The following is a 16,246-nucleotide window of genomic DNA, read 5'->3' as shown; positions in this document are numbered from 1 at the left end:
GGGGGAGTAATTTCCCCTGTCTTCGTCAGGGGGGGAGTAATTTCCCCTGTCTTCGTCAGGGGGGGAGTAATTTCCCCTGTCTTCGTCAGGGGGGGAGTAATTTCCCCTGTCTTCGTCAGGGGGGGAGAATTTCCTTCTTGTCCCCCCCCTTGGTAAGGGGGGGTGAGGGGGGGAGAATTTCCTTCTTGTCCCCCCCCTTGGTAAGGGGGGGTGAGGGGGGGTGAATTTTCTTCTTGTCCCCCCCCTTGGTAAGGGGGGGTGAGGGGGGGTGAATTTCGCAGCCATCGCTCCTGCCATTTAGCGAATTCTGCAATATCAAAAGCATTTTCTAAACTGTATAGAGGAATATTGTGCTTAACGCTATAAAATTGAGTAGCGGGCTTTTCTCCGACGCGCTGAGTTGGACTTTCTGCGGTGATTAATTCAGGATATTCGGATTCTAGGCTTTGTAATTCGCGATAAAGGCGATCGTACACCTCATCTGCCAACATCGGGGCATCCAAAACATAATAAGCATAGCCAGCTTCCTGTAGCTGCTTCCTCAATTGTTTAACTCGCTGTTTAATTTCGGGCTGCATCTTAATTTTAAAGTGTATATTTTTTAACCGCCGATACTGAGGATAAATACAGATAGTATAAATTTTAGCATTATCCAAGTCGCTCGACGGTTAAAGTTGGCACATTTAAGCTTGATTAACGATCCCAATCTTCAACTTCATAAAGGAAACGAGTTCCCCCCATCAGTTTGCGATTGGCAGAGGTACTTTGTACAAAAACCGCATACTTTTCTAGATTACTCGGTTTGATGCGAACTGTCTCGCCCATTGGTAAACCCAACATTTCTCGCGCTGCTACTCCTTCAAACAAATCCCCTGTGGAACGCTCCATCAACACAATTTCTTTCTTACCTTGAATCGTTTCTGTTTTAGTAAATTCATAAAACCCACGACCGGTTTTAAAACTCAAACCATTCTCCAGAACAAATGCTTTGATTGAAATTTCGTTGTCTACTTCCATAATCTGAAATCTCCCTGGTTTTACGGATCGCAATTCGGCTGATTCGTAAGCAGCAACTCCTTCCCGCTTCAGCATGGTATCAAACATTTTGTTTAATCCGCGATTCATCCGACCTTGACTGACAACTTCTTGTTCGTAGGCTTGTAGTTGTTCGCTAGATGACTGTTGGTAACAAACGGCTAAAAACAGGTCTGTAATGTAGGAAAATTGGTCGAGATTGAGGTGAAAACCGCCTGATTTTTCGGCTAGTTCTTTGTAGAATAAAGTAGCGTGCTTACGGTTGAGAGCTTGGATGCCATAAACGGCTATTCCCATCTGTGCTAATTTATCTACTTCGTGACGCCAGTTAAGTTTTTGAGGAGTTTGAGCCGGTGCGTGGGGGATATCGTCGCCAATTAGTACCAAGGTTTTGGAATTAGTTGGAGTCCAAGAAAGTGACTGAGCTTCGTGTAATACTAATTCGTAACATTCGGGAGCATCGCCACCACCTGTAGGCTGGACATTTTGCACAAAATTGCAAATGGTGGCGACATCGCCGGACAAATCTAGGTGTTTAGTGACGTAGGTGCTGCCAGCATCGCAATAGTCTCCGTGGGCAATAATTCCTATGCGAATGCCTGGAATTTCATCGAGCAGTCTTGTTACCGTTTCTTTAATTTTACGGCGAACTTGCGTCAAGCATGGGTACATACTGCCCGTGGTATCAAAGCTAAAAACGATTTCAATGTTGCTGGTTGTCATCAGATAGCTCTCCCTAACAAACAACGAGTTATTAACTCTATTTTACCTCAAACAAAAAGAGTCAGCAACTAGGTTAATATTTTTGAATCCTAATTCTGGCTCCCTGGATTTTCGTCAGTGTTAATGCTGCGATCTGATTAGAGATTTAGATCGGGAAATTCGTTAAATTTCTTGGTTTCTCCGGAAAGTGAAAACACTAAATTTTCAGCATCTTTTTCTCCCTTTAAATTGCCTTTTCCAGGATATTTGAGCAAATCTTGAGAGTTGACTTTGGTGAAAGCGAGGGGTTCAGCGTGTTCTACCTGAAAGACATTAGCGTAGAGGTTAGCAACAATCTGTTTTCCGCCTTGGGTTAAGTCTAGATAGTTGAGAGCGGCCGGAATGTAGGGAAACACTCCATTCCAATAAAATTTGGCATAGTTTTGTCGCAAATCTCCTGGAGATTTGTAACCTAAAATTTTATTAGTGCCGACTTCTTCAAATTCGTAGAACAGGGCACTAATTTTTCGCAGGTAATTGGGGTCGCTCAATTGACCAATTAAATCTGCGGCTCGCGCCAGTCCCGAATAATTGTTTCTGTCTTGATGGGTTTCGCTTGCAGGAACTGGAAAGCGAGTCAATTCAATATTGCGTTTGATTTGTTCGGCATCAATTAGTGTGTGGCCGCCGAAGCGTTCGTCAATTACCAGTTTGCCCCGATCGACATGATAAGGAGTTAAACTGGCGGAAGTTGCGCCAATCGGTACGGACACCATGCCGCCGTCAATACCCGTTGCGTAAAGACCGACAGCTTCTTGGTCTTGGCGACAAACGCCTTTGATGTAGCCGATATCGTGGCACAGTAGGGATATGAGGTAGTGCAGCCAATCTTCCGGCGACACTCCCCCCTCACGAATATGCTTGCCCCGGAGAATTTCTTGTCCGACTAGGGCTACGAGCATAGTATGTTCTACGTTGTGGTATAGAGCATCACAATTAGCGATATTTTCCAGAGCCATTGTCCCAGCCCAGGCGATGATTTCTGGGTAGTCTGGCTTGTATTTGCCGTAGGTACGGCGATAGCCAGCCTGTAGCTCTTGAACAAAAGCGTCTATCAGGATAGCGGTGGCATTGAACATCATAAATTCTCTCACTCAAACTTTACTTACAGATGCGATCGCAGATATCTAAATGATGGCAAAAATAATTAATGGGGATGTTAGCAGGCTTAACATCAAGACATTGAATTGGAAAAGGAAGCTAGGCTTGTTAAAGCCCAAATGTGATTTAGGGTGATGTTTTACACCATAACCTAAATTTATGGGAAACCGATCGATTTTTCCCTATTAAATATTGGTGAAACAATATAGACTGTTTGATCGACTAATTATTAGAAGTCCTGGGTATAAAAGTTATGAACTTTCTGTTTCCGAGTCCATCCCCTGGTGCCGATCGCACTCGGCTCTCTGGCATCCAAAAATACCTAGGATTGTTTGCATTTACGGCTGTTTGCACGGCCACACCTGCGATCGCAGCCGAACGGATTTACGTAACTTACGGCCCACTAGAAGTATCAGTTCCGATCGACTCCCTGGCACTGTTCGCCACAGAAGGCAAAATAGACTCCTACTTAGACGGCTTCGCTCAGTACGCCAAACCAGAACAGCTAGAGCAGATTCAGACCGCCTTGCAAGCTCGTGCTGAAATCAGCCCCGTGACGATCGCCCAATTCCTCTACACAGACCAAGGAGAATTGCTGCTGGAGCGCTTGGGTAGAGTAATTCAGACGAAAGCTAGACAGCCTGGATTTTACGCGATTCGAGCTGCCTTAATTTTAGCGGCATCAGACCCAGAAGGTGTCACAATTGTCAACGTGTTACGGAAATTTCCCACCTATGGGATCAGGATTGACATCTCTCGTGGCTTGGGCATCGCCAACGAACTGACGACGCTGATCAACCGTTCCAATCGGGCGATCGAAGGAGTCGCCAAATTGTCGGAAGAACAAGCAGTGTCAGAACCGGAAATTCCCCCCGCCCAAATACTACAGCCCCAAATACCAGGCCCCTATACCTGGAAAAAATCATCGGTAACTCTGAAAAATCCCAATCGCGATCGCACCTTTCCCATCGACATCTATCTGCCCCAGGGTAGCCCTCGACCAGCCCCAGTAGTCGTAATTTCCCACGGTTTGGGCTCCGATCGCACTTCCTTTGAGTATTTAGCCAAACACCTAGCCTCCTACGGCTTTGCCGTCGCCGTCCCCGAACACCCCGGCAGTAACGCCAAACAACTGCAAGACTTAATCACAGGCAAAGCCAACGAAGTAGTAGGACCAGCAGAATTTGTCAATCGCCCCCTGGATGTCAAAGACTTGCTAGATTATTTAACCAGCCTGTCTGTAAGCGATCCAACTTACCGAGGGCAATTAGACTTGCAGCGAGTCGGCATCATCGGCCAATCTTTCGGCGGTTACACCGCTTTGGCCTTAGCCGGGGCACCCATGAATTTGGCACAGCTAGACAAAGACTGTCGGCTAGAAAACGACACTTGGAACATCTCACTACTTTTGCAGTGCCGCGCCCGTGGATTGGACCGCCTAGAGTACAATTTCGGCGATCCGCGCATCAAAGCTGCGATCGCCGTTAACCCGATTAGCAGCAGCATTCTGGGAGAAACCAGTCTCAGTAAAATTCAAATTCCAGTCATGGTAATCGCAGGCAGCGCCGATACAGTCGCCCCCGCTTTGGTCGAACAAATTCAACCTTTCACTTGGTTGACATCACCCAACAAATATCTGGTATTAATGAAAAACGGCACTCACTTCTCCACCATCGACCAATCCCCTCAAAGCATCTTTATTCCACCTCCCGATGTCATCGGACCAGAACCCGCCTTAGCCCGTCGCTACCTCAACGGACTCAGCGTTGCTTTCATGGAAAGCTATTTGAACAACCAGTCCCAATTCCGTCGGTATGTGGAACCCTCCTACGCTCAAAGCATCTCCAGAGAATCCCTAGGGCTGAGAATTTTGCGATCGCTCACGTCGCAGCAATTGCAACAGTTACTCAACATTCCCCCACAGCCGAGTCGCCCCGCCTCTATACCCCCAACTCCTCAACCTCAGCCGAGTCCTGTTCCCCGATAAGCTGGCCATGAGGCAATCAAAAATCCGATCGCCATTGAGATCTGGGTATTCTGTGAGAAATTAGGTAAGTTAGAAGTGCAAATTTTTAATTTCTAATTACCCAGGGTCCCACAATGCCATCAGCAGTCCCTTTAAAACCAATTCCCAAACCAACCCCAACCCCAAGTCCCACACCCACCCCCGGTGGTACAACAGTGTCCCGGATTGGCAAGATTGGCACCTCCGGCCCGGACTCCCTCACAGGTACTAGCGGCGCTGATACTATTTTCGGTTTGGGAGGCCCGGATACAATTTTTGGCTTAGGAGGTAACGATCTTATCTACGGCGAAGACGGCGACGACTCCATCCGCGGCGACGCTGGCAATGACTGTCTGTTCGGCGGTAGCGGTCGCGATACTATGTTGGGTAATGAAGGCGACGACACTCTTTATGGTGGCAAAGGTGCTGATTCCCAAACTGGAGATGATGGCAATGACTTGCTATTTGGCAACCAAGACAACGATACTTTGTTGGGAGGCGCGGGCAATGACACCTTGTTTGGGGGTTCTGGCGATGACTCCTTGTTTGGGGGTGCTGGTGATGATAGTCTTTCTGGCGATAAAGGTAAAGATACTTTAACTGGGGGGCTGGGAAATGATACCTTTGCGCTCAGTTTTTCGTCAGAATCGGATTTGATTACAGATTTTACTGATGGTAGCGATCGCATTCGCTTGGCCGCCGGTCTTACTTTTGCCGAACTCACAATTGTCGCTGGTACTAGCGGAACTAGGCCAAGTACAATTATTCAGCTTACCAGCACTAAGGAAACTCTGGCTACTCTGTTCGGAGTTCCCCGCACTTCTATTAGTCAGGCTGACTTCATTCTTTAAATAGGTTAAATGACTTTTGAAGGTTTTCTAAATTTAAATAAACCAGCCGGCATGACTTCCCACGACTGCGTGGGGAGAGTCCGTCGCCTCTTGCAACTCAAGCGAGTCGGACATGGAGGAACCCTCGATCCTGCTGTGACTGGAGTTTTGCCGATCGCCCTGGGCAAGGCAACCAGGCTGTTACAATTTCTCCAACATCATAAAGCTTACAAAGGTACGATTCGGTTTGGCTTAACTACTGCTACGGATGATTTGGAAGGAGAAATCCTGACTTCTCAACCAGCACCGGATTTAAGTTTAGAAGAAGTGCAAACTCAACTGCCCAATTTTATCGGAAAAATTGAGCAGTTCCCACCTAGTTTTAGTGCCATTCAGGTGGGAGGAAAACGCCTTTATGAATTGGCTAGGAAGGGCGAAACTGTGGAAGTTGCTGCTAGGAAAGTAGAGGTGTTTAGCCTGGAAGTTTTGGATTGGCGGCCTGGGGATTTTCCTGAATTGGATTTGGCCATTTCCTGTGGGGCTGGTACTTATATTCGGGCGATCGCTCGCGATTTGGGTGCTATGTTGAATGTAGGTGGCACTTTAGCTCGTTTGACTCGTACTGAAAGTAGCGGTTTTGCGATCGAACAAAGTCTCAGTTTTGCCGAATTAGAAATACAATTGCAGGAAAATAAATTCTCCCCCATCTTACCGTCAGAGGTTTTAGCCCATTTAGGGCCGATCGTCCTTTCTCCTGAATATGCCAAACGCTGGTTTCAAGGTCAACGCCTCCCGATAGCAGAAATTATTGAAAGTAGGCACTCAGCAAAAAATACCTCCATTCCCTTATCTTCTCCGTTGCAGGTTTATCATGAAGATGGTCAGTTTTTGGGTATCGGTCAAGTAGTTGAGTCAGAGACAAACAAGATCTTGGCTCCTCAAATTGTCTTTTAGCGATCGCACACACCAAATAATAAATATCGAGATGAAAATATTGGTAATCGGATTAATACAAGGCTACAAAATCGGAATTTCCCCTTACTTACCCAACGCCTGTAGATTTTACCCAACTTGTTCTCAATATGCGATCGAAGCAATAGAAAGATTTGGAGTTGCTCGCGGTGGCTCCATGGCAATTAAGCGGATTTTGCGTTGTCAACCTCTGCATCCTGGGGGGTATGACCCCGTACCGCCCCCAGATAATTGTGAATAGTAAATTCAATACTGATACTTTTAACCGAGACATTCCCTTGAATTGAAGCAAAAGGCTCATCCCGTAAAATTTATGTTAAATAGACGACTTATTTAAGAAGTCGCTGAGTAGAGGCGATGTGGATATTGTTAATATTCAAAAAAACTCAGTAATATTACTGTTGGTCCCGACTTCTCAAAAGTTGTAAAATATGATAAAGGGACTACGGGGGATGCAAGTGAAAATGTGTACTACAGCAATCGGGTACAAAATGCTGTCTCATACGCTGGCAGTGCTCAGCCAGAAGCAAGCAACTGGAAAACTGCTATTAGAGCAAGGGGAGCAACAATGGCAACTCTACTTTTTTCGAGGCAGTCTAGTTTATGCGACTGGAGGATGGCATAGGGCGAGACGTTGGTACAGGGCTGTAGGTCAACACTGTCGCAGCTTTCAAGTGGATCTCAGAGGTCTTGATGCTGGGGAGTTGTGGGAATATCAACTGCTTCAGCAAGGAATTGCCAAAAATGAAATGAACCTGGAACAAGCTAAGGCGATCGTCCACACCAGCCTTTCGGAAGTGTTATTTTCTTTGATGGGTCAATCGAATTTGCGCCGAGAGTGGCGCCCCTCAAAAAAATATGTGTCTCATGTTATCCCTTATTTGCTAGTGTCTTTAACAGAGCTACAGCAAGTTTTGTATTCTACACAACAAATGTGGCAGAAGTGGAAAGCAATGAGTTTGTGGTTGGTAGAACCAGAACAAGCACCTCTTTTAAGATTACCGCCGGAATTAAAAAATCGATTTAGTTCTAATTCTTTCCTAACTCTAGCTAACGTCTTCAACGGCGAGAATACTCTGTGGGATATAGCATTTAAAAAAAAGCAATGTGTTACCGTCGCCACCCGCGCTTTACAGAACTACATAAAGCAGGGTTTAGTTAATTTTCGCACCGTTCCCGATTTGCCATCGCCCATCGAACAGTGGCGTTTGGCGGCGGCCATTGCTAAACCAGGTCGCCCTTTGATTGCTTGCATCGATGACAGCCCTACAGTCTGCGAATTTTTAGAGCAAGTTTTATTGGATGGAGGCTATCGAGTCCTGAAAATTCAAGACCCGATGCAGGGAGTGAGTCTCCTGGCTAAGCACAACCCTGCTTTGATTTTTATGGACGTGCTGATGCCTAAGACAACAGGCTTTGCTTTATGCAGTTTTTTGCGGAAAACATCGGCTTTTCGGGAAACTCCGATCGTATTTTTGACCGGTAAAGACAGTATCGTTGACCGCACGCGGGCGAAACTGACAGGTGGTTCGGATTTTTTGAGCAAGCCGGCTTCCCCAGAAAAAATTTTGCAAGTAGTAGACAAGTATTTGAAAGCAAAAAGCGATCGCAGCCCTCTAGCAGTTCGCCACAACGATTTACTCAATTCCCACCGACTTACCTTAGCAAATTCTTGATCTTGAGATATCTATCTGGAAACTATCCGAGGGTGCACACGTCAGCCAGCCGAGAAGGTACGATGTGAACCTGCAATAGCTTATAATTAAACACGCCAGCGGATTTCATACTCTGAGTGATGGAAACCTTGTCGGGAGTTACGAAATTTTTAATTGCTGAAACCATCGATTTGATTGCATTTCCCTTCTTCCTGATTCCTGAATTTCCCCCCTTGGGGGGGGGCTGGGGGGGTGACTTCTTCCTGATTCCTGAATTTCCCCCCTTGGGGGGGCTGGGGGGGGTGACTTCTTCCTGATTCCTGAATTTCCCCCCTTGGGGGGGGCTGGGGGGGGTGACTTCTTCCTGATTCCTGAATTTCCCCCCTTGGGGGGGGCTGGGGGGGGTGATATCAAATCCGGTAACATCGGAATTATTCATCTCTCTTATCTCCCTCTGTGTTCTCTGCGTTCTCTGTGGTTAAATCATTCCGATGCAGCCGGAAACGATATGACTTCTTCCTTCTTCCTTCTTCCTTCTTCCTTCTTCCTTCTTCCTTCTTCCTTCTGCTATATGAGTGATGTTACGAGGGATTTGGCGAACCCCCCACAAGTCAGCGTGGTAATTCCTGCCTACAATTGTGCGGCTTACATCGGTCAAGCAGTCGATAGTGTTGTGAGCCAAACCTATACTGACTGGGAAATTATTGTGGTTGACGACGGCTCCAAAGATGATACCAGATTAGTTTTAGAGAAATATGGCGATCGTCGAATTCGCTATGTTTATCAACAGAATCAAGGAGTTTCCCTTGCCAGAAATCACGGCATCAAGTTAGCGCGAGGAGAATTTGTCGCTTTTTTAGATGCAGATGACTTCTTTCTTTCCGGCAAATTAGCATCACAAATGGCGGTGTTTGCTGCACAACCAAATTTAGGAATTGTTCACAGTGGCTGGCGCTTAGTTAATAGTATAGGCGAACCACTTCAAGATGTCAAACCCTGGCAAAATGTGCCTAAATTAGACTTAGAAATGTGGCTCCGGTGGAAGCCAGTATTGCCCAGCGCGATGATATTTCGCCGCCATTGGTTAGAGCTCGCTGGTGGCTTCGATCCGCGATTTCCACCGGCGGAAGATACAGATTTAGTGCTGCGCTTGGCTTTAATGGGATGCGAAGCAGATTGGCTGCGCCAAATAACAGTTTGCTACCGCCAGCACGAACAAAGTGCCATGTACAAAGGTTTACCCCAGGCTAAATCCCTCGCAGCGGTAATGGACAATTTTTTTGCCAGCCCTGAATTGCCAGATAAAATACGTTTGCTGGAAAAGCAAATTAAGTACAGTACCTTAGTTTGGATTGCTTGGTATTTGCACCGCACTGGTCATCCCGTGGAGATGGTACAGTTTTTGCAGCGTTCTTGGAATTATACTCCTTATTTACCCGTGGAAACAGTCATTGATTGGGCGGAATGTTTCACAGAATTTTATCAAAATTCTGGCAATGAATTGGATGCAGATTTATTAGCTACGTCTGCTGAGTGGCAAGATTTAATGCAGTGGCTCCTAGTTAAAGAAGCAGTGATTCATTAGTTTGGATTGCTGATTGGTGATGCCACATCCGTGGAAAACTACTCCCTTTTTGGTGGCTCACTAATTTCTCCATCCTCCCACTCTCCCTCTAGATCGATACGGGGAACTGTCGGCAGGACAACTTTAACTGTTGTGGTTTCACCAGGTATACTTTTGATGTTTAGTCCTCCTCCATGCAGCTCTGCTAGAGATTTAGCGATCGCCAGTCCTAATCCACAGCCTTGTTGTTCGTAAAGTTTGCGCTCAAATTGCGTATAGGCTCCCAGGGAGGAAATCTGAGCGAGGGTCATACCCCTTCCGCGATCGGTGATGCGCAAAGTAAACATCCCATCGCTAGTAGTGCCGATCGCCTCAATAGGAGTTCCTGGTGGAGAAAATTTTAGGGAATTATCGATCAATTCTTCCACCAGTTTTGCGAAATGACTTTCTGACATCACAATGGTGGCATCTTCTATGTCCAAATGCAAATCATTTTCGCGATCGACTTTTTTTGCTTGTTCTATACATTGATAATTAATAACTGCTTTAGCCGAGAAAGTTTGGTGGCTGCGCATCAATTTTAGTCGGTCTGCGTCTAGTGCTACCAAATTCATTTCTGCATATAACAGATAATTTTGAATCAGTCTATACAAGCGTTGACCAGAAGTTTTGATGTAGCCCACCATCTCTCTAATTTCGGAGGGTTCCAGCAAATTACGTTTATCCAAAATCAAATCAGCCGAAACCAAAATTCCATTTAGAGGCGTTCGGAGTTCGTGAGGAAGGGACTGGTTAATGCTGCTACGCAAATGATTTAAATTTGCTTGTAATCGTTGCTCTGTAGCCATCTTTTTTTGTAATCTAGTAGAGATAGTGGCTAACAGTTCTTCTCTGGTAAATGGTTTAGTGAGATAATCATCTGCTCCCAATTCCATGCCTTGACGTAAATCATGTTTGCTAGATTTTGCCGTGAGGAAAATGAAAGGAATTGTTTCTGTTGCAGGATGTTTACGCAAATTAGCAATCACACCATAACCGTCTAGTTCTGGCATCATGACATCGCAAATAATTAAATCGGGTATAATTTCTTGTGCTAATTCTACCCCAATGCGACCATTTTCTGCCCCTGTAGTATCAAAATCCTCAGCATTGAGTATTTCTATCAGGATTTCTCGAATATTGTTTTCATCTTCAATCACCAAAATTTTTGTCATAGGTTTAAATTTCTTTATTTAAGGGAAGTTGAACTGTAAATGAAGTACCTACTCCTATTTCACTGGTGACGGATATCTCACCGCCGTGTAAATCTACCGCCTTTTTGACAATTGCTAGTCCTAACCCAGTTCCAGAGATTTTACCCACATTTTTAGCTCGATAAAACAGATCGAACAGTTCTTGTAAATCTTCTGGGGGAATGCCAATTCCTCGATCTTTGACCTCAAATCTTGCTTGTTTACCCTCAAAAGCGAGGTCGAATTCTATAATACCGCCGGTTGGCGAATACTTGACAGCATTCGAGAGCAAATTGCTGAGGATATGTCGCAGCAGTTTTTCATCCATACAAGCAGGAGTAGATTCGCCTAATACTTGAAAAGAAATTGTATACTGGCTGCCAGCACTCAGTTCCAACTCTTCCACTAAGCTACTGCAAAATTCGGTCAGATCCAATGGTAAGGGATAAAAATCTAGTTTTCCCGCTTCTGCTTGACCGATTAATAGCACGTCATCCAATAGGTGAACTAGGTGCTGAACGCTATTTTGAATGCGGTGGAGATAGGTAAGTTGTTTTTCGTGAGTCCATTTATTACCGTAATGTTCTAACAACTCTGCCGAACCCAGAATTGCCGTCAACGGAGTGCGGAATTCGTGGGAAGTCATGGTGATAAAACGAGATTTAAGCTCATTGAGTTCCTTTTCTTTTTCCAGAGAGCGACGAATTTCTGTTTCGGCTTTACACCTAGCCAGAGCAATCTCAATCGTGGTGTGTAAATCTTTTTCTTCAAAGGGCTTGATGATATAACCAAAAGGCTGTGTCTCCTTGGCTCGCTGCAAAGTAATCGGATCTGTATTGGCTGTTAAATAGACGATCGGCAAATTGAACCTTTTTCTAATTTCTGCGGCAGCCTGTACTCCATCTATGGAGCCTTTCAACATAATATCCATCAAAATTAGATTTGGCTGAAGCTGTTTGGCTTTTTCGATGGCTTTTTCTCCAGTAGCGATTACCGGTGGCACAGAATAACCCAACTTTTTTAAGCTGTTTCTAATGTCCATACCAATAATAGTTTCATCTTCGACTACCATAATCGTCGTTTGGTCCATTGTATTTTTATCCTGAGATTATCCGGTGAGTGATTTTTAGATGAATTTAATTTTTACTTATACATTTTTATGTTAACCTCAAATTCCTTACTTTTGAGATTAACATACAACCCTTATTTTTTTTTCATTTTGTTATGGTTCTTAGCTAAAATCCGGGGAAAGCTACCCCCTTTTCGGTGGCGAGTTAATTTCTGGCTCTACCCCTCGGTATGTCTCAATAAATAGGATTTTTTCACCAAGATTTGGTATCACCCCTGATTACCTGTTTAAATAAAATTTGAAAACAAGTTCCGCCATTGCTCCCATAGGTGAGGGTTCCTTCTAATTGTTCAGTTAAATTAACAACTAACTGCAAACCTAGGGATTCCGATTCTTCTAAATTAAAATCGGGAGGCAGTCCCGTACCGTTGTCTTTGATCGACAGCAAGAGATAGTCGCTGTCTTTTTTGATAAAATGAATAGATATCTCTCCACATTTTTGATGGGTAAAAGCATACTTGAGGGCATTAGAAACTATTTCATTGATGATTAATCCACAAGGAACTGCCGTATCGACATCCAGCAAAATTTTATCAACTTTTAAGCACAAGTCAATTTTTTGTGTAGAAATGTTGTAAGAACGAAATAAATTATCTACTAAGTTGCGAATATAGTCACCAGCCTCAATTTTGGCTAAATTAGAGGTTTGATAGAGTTTTTCGTGAATCAGTGCCATGGAACGGACACGATTGTAACTTTCTGTAAACAGGCTTTGCACGTTTTCATCGTCGATATATCCGGCTTGCAGTTTCAGCAGGCTGGAAATCACTTGCAAGTTGTTTTTAACTCGGTGGTGAATTTCTTTCAGGAGCACTTCTTTCTCTTTCAGGGAGGCTCTTAGCTGGAAATCTGACTGTTTGCGATCGGTAATATCTCGATCCATGCCGCGATAACCCCGAAAGGTACCATCGGCATTGAAGATGGGAACGCCACTGCTTTCGAGTACAACTAAATGACCGTCTTTGTGAATATTGGTATTTTCCACACAATTAAAGGGTTCTTGCGCTGCTGCAATGGCATAAAAAAAGTTAGCAACCCGTGCTAATTCTTCGGGAGGCATCAAGTCAAAGGGAGTTTTGCCTAGCAGTTCTTCAGGTTCATAACCTAAGAGTTCGCGTACTTTGGGACTGGCATAAGTATAGAAGTCGTTGGCATCTACTTCCCAAACCCAATCGCTGCTAGTTTCGACTAAATTGCGGAACCATTCTTCACTTTCTTTGAGGGCTGACTCAGCTTGCTTGGCGAGAGTGATATCTGTATGGGAACCGGTCATCCGCACGGGGTTTCCTGCTTCATCCCAAATCGCCTGACCTCTGGCCAAAATCCATTTGTATGTACCATCTTTGCAGAGAATGCGGTGTTCTATGATATAAAAAGGTGTTTGCTGAGCAAAATGCTCTTTAACTGTTTGCATAGTGCGGGGAAAATCCTCTGGATGTATTCGTTTTTCCCATTCGCTAAAATGATTGGCAATTTCGTGGTCTTCATAACCTATCATTTGTTTCCAACGAGGCGAGAAAAAGGTTTGATTGGTTTTGACATTCCAATCCCAAATACCGTCATTGTTGCCGCGCACTGCTAACTGCCAGCGTTCTTGACTTTCTAGTAATGCTGCTTCGACTTGTTTGCGCTGGCTGATATCTTCCACACTGCCTTCATAATAAAGCGGTTGACCCTCGGAGTCGCGGACGATGCGAGCATTTTCTGAAATCCAGATTTTCTTGCCGTCTTGACGATAAATTTGCGACTCAAACCGGAACAAAGCATCGTGCTGCTGCATCAAGCTGACAAATTCATCGCGACGGTTTGGATCGACATAAACTTGTGTTTTAATATTAGTAATATTTTGGATAATATCGGCTGCTGATTCATAGCCATAGATGGCGACTAGGGCTGGATTGACATTGATGAATTGACCATCGAAGGTGGTTTGAAAAATGCCTTCTACAGCGTTTTCAAAGATGTTGCGATATTTGGCTTCTGCTTCTCGCAGGGCATTTTCTGCTTGTCGTCGGACGGTGGTATTGCGAAATACTAATACTGCTCCGTAAAGTGAGCCGGTATTGCGGAAAATGGGGGTGCAGTTTTGGTCGATCGGTATTTCTTGACCAGATCGGGGTCGCAAAAGAGTGCGATCGCTTAATTCAAAGGCAACTTTGGTTTGCAATACCTGTTGGACAGGACTTTGGACCTCTTGTCGCGATCGCTCGTCAATCATGCAAAATACTTGGTCAATTTGTCGTCCTAAAGCTTCCTGTGCCGGCCATCCCGTCAGCACTTCTGCCCAAGGATTGATGAAGGTAATATTAGCTAGTTTGTCAGTAGCAATCACAGCATCACCGATACTAGCAAGGGTTACTTCTAACAACTCGCGTTGGCGCTGCAAGGATGCCTCGGCTTGCTTTCTCTGAGTAATGTCACTGCCGATAAACAAAAATCCGGTAATATTAGCTTCTAAGTCGCGCAAAGCTGTCACGGACAGCAGCACAGGAAAATAGGAACGGTTGTCATTTTCTAAGAAATTAGTAATATCTGAGGGTATGCTAATTTCGGCTGTATCTGTAATATTTTTGGTAATGTAAGTCCATTCACTCTCCTCAATTTTTCCCAGGAGGGCTCTCGTTACAAAAACTTCAAATCCTGGCTCAATCATCACTCCCAATTCTTGGGACAAATCTTCAGCGTGCTTGGATATTTCCTTAAAGTTGTGGAAGAGCAGAGGGGTGGTTTTTCCAACTACTTCAGAAGCATTATATCGCAACAATCGTTCTGCCGTTGGATTGAAAGTAAGAATAGTGCCGTTGACATCTGTAGAAATGATTGTGTAGTTGGCGCTGTCCAAAATTGCCCGCTGCAAGCGAGTGGTTTCTTTTAGTCTTTCTTCTACCCGCTGACGCTGAGAAATTTCTTTTCCTAGTCTCTGATTCACCCTCTCAAATGTCTGTGCCCGCCGTCGCGAAAGTTGAGTTAGATAGACTGTCCATGCTACCAGCCCAGCCATCAAAAATCCGCCAAATAATATGACTATTGGAAGAGGAGATTGTTTTTTAATTAGGGAGTTTTGAAGCGGAAAAACCTGGATTTGCCATGCTATGTTATACAGTTGTATCCTGGTGGTTTTTGACCAGCTATTCGCTGCTAAATCTCGATCGAATATAGAGCTATAAATTGTTTCATTTCTATCATAGATTGACAGCGCGTAAGTAACTTCCGAACTTAATTTTAATGAATCAAATAAAATATTAAATAATTCCTTAAATCTAAAAACACCAACAATAAAACCTGCAAATTTGTCTTCCCTGACAATCGGAACGTATACCAAAAATCCCTTGCCCCCCTGCTTGAGATTAATGCTATGGCTGACTATTACTTTCCGTTCTTTAGTGGCAATTGCTTGTGCTATCTGCTGCTTGAGTTCCAAGTTGAAGTTTTGCTCGGTTCGATCGCCTACAACTGGTAGACTCCAGGATACATTGAAGGAGGGGTCTACCCATTGTATGGCTTGGCAACTTTTGCAGCTCTCCAGATAAAATGCTGCTTGAGCTTCCCATATTTCTTTGGATGGCTTTCCTGATTTTTCCCACTGCTTAGCCATGTTAACTAGCCCGGATATTTGCTCTTGTACCTCGTGGGCGATCAGGATTTTGGTATTGGTTACTTCTAAGTTAATTGCTTTTTCAATAGAGTGGCGATCGTTTGTCAGTAGAGTGTGCGACAGAACCATAGTAATCGCACAAATACTCACCGCCACTATCATGGGTAGCGATCGCACAGTAAATACCCGCTGAGTTGTTTGGTGAATCCTAGCAAATAGTTTGATTAATTTTTTTCGCCACAGCGACGAATCTAGACTGGATTTTTTTTTATTGACACGATCGATCATAGGATTATGTTCAGCTATTTTTAAGAGCGATATTGACGATTACATTTAATTTAAGTGGTCATTAGCCAAAATTTAGAA

12 protein-coding genes and 1 pseudogene are annotated in these 16,246 nt (G+C 44.5%); 6 read left to right on the top strand and 7 right to left on the bottom strand.

The window, feature by feature from the left end; genetic code table 11:
• The 3 genes and pseudogenes from AAFP11_RS17675 to AAFP11_RS17665 form a co-directional block, all read right to left on the bottom strand.
• A pseudogene (locus tag AAFP11_RS17675) lies at positions 1-578 on the bottom strand (hypothetical protein); the annotation flags it as partial.
• A 115-nt stretch (positions 579-693) separates the two neighbouring features.
• Positions 694-1,758 carry a vWA domain-containing protein gene (locus tag AAFP11_RS17670; protein WP_341738260.1) on the bottom strand — a complete coding sequence of 355 codons (1,065 nt, stop codon included), beginning with the start codon at positions 1,756-1,758 and terminating at the stop codon, positions 694-696.
• A 137-nt stretch (positions 1,759-1,895) separates the two neighbouring features.
• A complete protein-coding gene (locus AAFP11_RS17665; protein WP_341738265.1) occupies positions 1,896-2,876 on the bottom strand; it encodes an Npun_R2479 family HD domain-containing metalloprotein in 981 nt (326 codons plus the stop codon).
• A gap of 275 nt (positions 2,877-3,151) precedes the next feature.
• Between AAFP11_RS17665 and AAFP11_RS17660 the strand changes: the two genes are divergently transcribed.
• The 5 genes from AAFP11_RS17660 to AAFP11_RS17640 all read left to right on the top strand — a co-directional run bounded on the left by AAFP11_RS17660 (position 3,152) and on the right by AAFP11_RS17640 (position 8,381).
• Positions 3,152-4,885 carry an alpha/beta hydrolase gene (locus AAFP11_RS17660; protein ID WP_341738259.1) on the top strand — a complete coding sequence of 578 codons (1,734 nt, stop codon included), beginning with the start codon at positions 3,152-3,154 and terminating at the stop codon, positions 4,883-4,885.
• 113 nt (positions 4,886-4,998) lie between these two features.
• Complete coding sequence (locus AAFP11_RS17655) at positions 4,999-5,754, top strand: calcium-binding protein (protein WP_341738258.1); 756 nt, start codon at positions 4,999-5,001, stop codon at positions 5,752-5,754.
• Between the two features lie 9 nt (positions 5,755-5,763).
• Positions 5,764-6,687: a tRNA pseudouridine(55) synthase TruB gene (gene truB, locus AAFP11_RS17650; protein WP_341738257.1), complete on the top strand. Its 924-nt coding sequence runs from the start codon at positions 5,764-5,766 to the stop codon at positions 6,685-6,687.
• A gap of 31 nt (positions 6,688-6,718) precedes the next feature.
• Positions 6,719-6,946 carry a membrane protein insertion efficiency factor YidD gene (yidD, locus tag AAFP11_RS17645; RefSeq protein ID WP_341738256.1) on the top strand — a complete coding sequence of 76 codons (228 nt, stop codon included), beginning with the start codon at positions 6,719-6,721 and terminating at the stop codon, positions 6,944-6,946.
• A gap of 223 nt (positions 6,947-7,169) precedes the next feature.
• Complete coding sequence (locus AAFP11_RS17640) at positions 7,170-8,381, top strand: response regulator (RefSeq protein WP_341738255.1); 1,212 nt, start codon at positions 7,170-7,172, stop codon at positions 8,379-8,381.
• Positions 8,382-8,403: 22 nt separating this feature from the next.
• Here the strand turns inward: AAFP11_RS17640 and AAFP11_RS17635 are convergent, their stop codons facing one another.
• The gene (locus tag AAFP11_RS17635; protein WP_341738254.1) at positions 8,404-8,799 is read right to left on the bottom strand and encodes a hypothetical protein; all 396 of its coding nucleotides are present in this window, start codon (positions 8,797-8,799) and stop codon (positions 8,404-8,406) included.
• A gap of 132 nt (positions 8,800-8,931) precedes the next feature.
• Here AAFP11_RS17635 and AAFP11_RS17630 point away from each other — a divergent pair, with 132 nt between their 5' ends.
• On the top strand, positions 8,932-9,945 hold the full coding sequence (locus AAFP11_RS17630; protein ID WP_341738264.1) for a glycosyltransferase: 1,014 nt from the start codon (positions 8,932-8,934) through the stop codon (positions 9,943-9,945).
• Between the two features lie 38 nt (positions 9,946-9,983).
• Here AAFP11_RS17630 and AAFP11_RS17625 read toward each other — a convergent pair whose 3' ends face one another.
• The 3 genes from AAFP11_RS17625 to AAFP11_RS17615 form a co-directional block, all read right to left on the bottom strand.
• The gene (locus AAFP11_RS17625; RefSeq protein WP_341738253.1) at positions 9,984-11,138 is read right to left on the bottom strand and encodes a response regulator; all 1,155 of its coding nucleotides are present in this window, start codon (positions 11,136-11,138) and stop codon (positions 9,984-9,986) included.
• 4 nt (positions 11,139-11,142) lie between these two features.
• Complete coding sequence (locus AAFP11_RS17620) at positions 11,143-12,246, bottom strand: ATP-binding protein (protein WP_341738252.1); 1,104 nt, start codon at positions 12,244-12,246, stop codon at positions 11,143-11,145.
• A 232-nt stretch (positions 12,247-12,478) separates the two neighbouring features.
• Positions 12,479-16,168 carry a PAS domain S-box protein gene (locus AAFP11_RS17615; protein WP_341738251.1) on the bottom strand — a complete coding sequence of 1,230 codons (3,690 nt, stop codon included), beginning with the start codon at positions 16,166-16,168 and terminating at the stop codon, positions 12,479-12,481.
• Positions 16,169-16,246 lie beyond the last annotated feature (78 nt).

Origin of the sequence: Microcoleus sp. CAWBG640 (assembly GCF_020883015.1) — a bacterium.
GTDB classification, from domain to species: domain Bacteria; phylum Cyanobacteriota; class Cyanobacteriia; order Cyanobacteriales; family Microcoleaceae; genus Microcoleus; species Microcoleus anatoxicus.
Note: the sequence above shows the minus strand (reverse complement) of the source record. Positions and strands in the feature narration are given on the sequence as shown.

Excerpts from the sequence above, each read along its gene's own strand:
- AAFP11_RS17615 (WP_341738251.1), bottom strand. The coding sequence starts at position 16,168 with ATGATCGATCGTGTCAATAAAAAAAAATCCAGTCTAGATTCGTCGCTG.
- AAFP11_RS17635 (WP_341738254.1), bottom strand. The coding sequence starts at position 8,799 with ATGAATAATTCCGATGTTACCGGATTTGATATCACCCCCCCCAGCCCC.
- AAFP11_RS17670 (WP_341738260.1), bottom strand. The coding sequence starts at position 1,758 with ATGACAACCAGCAACATTGAAATCGTTTTTAGCTTTGATACCACGGGC.
- AAFP11_RS17625 (WP_341738253.1), bottom strand. The coding sequence starts at position 11,138 with ATGACAAAAATTTTGGTGATTGAAGATGAAAACAATATTCGAGAAATC.
- AAFP11_RS17660 (WP_341738259.1), top strand. The coding sequence starts at position 3,152 with ATGAACTTTCTGTTTCCGAGTCCATCCCCTGGTGCCGATCGCACTCGG.
- AAFP11_RS17640 (WP_341738255.1), top strand. The coding sequence starts at position 7,170 with ATGTGTACTACAGCAATCGGGTACAAAATGCTGTCTCATACGCTGGCA.
- AAFP11_RS17655 (WP_341738258.1), top strand. The coding sequence starts at position 4,999 with ATGCCATCAGCAGTCCCTTTAAAACCAATTCCCAAACCAACCCCAACC.
- truB (WP_341738257.1), top strand. The coding sequence starts at position 5,764 with ATGACTTTTGAAGGTTTTCTAAATTTAAATAAACCAGCCGGCATGACT.
- yidD (WP_341738256.1), top strand. The coding sequence starts at position 6,719 with ATGAAAATATTGGTAATCGGATTAATACAAGGCTACAAAATCGGAATT.
- AAFP11_RS17665 (WP_341738265.1), bottom strand. The coding sequence starts at position 2,876 with ATGTTCAATGCCACCGCTATCCTGATAGACGCTTTTGTTCAAGAGCTA.
- AAFP11_RS17630 (WP_341738264.1), top strand. The coding sequence starts at position 8,932 with ATGAGTGATGTTACGAGGGATTTGGCGAACCCCCCACAAGTCAGCGTG.
- AAFP11_RS17620 (WP_341738252.1), bottom strand. The coding sequence starts at position 12,246 with ATGGACCAAACGACGATTATGGTAGTCGAAGATGAAACTATTATTGGT.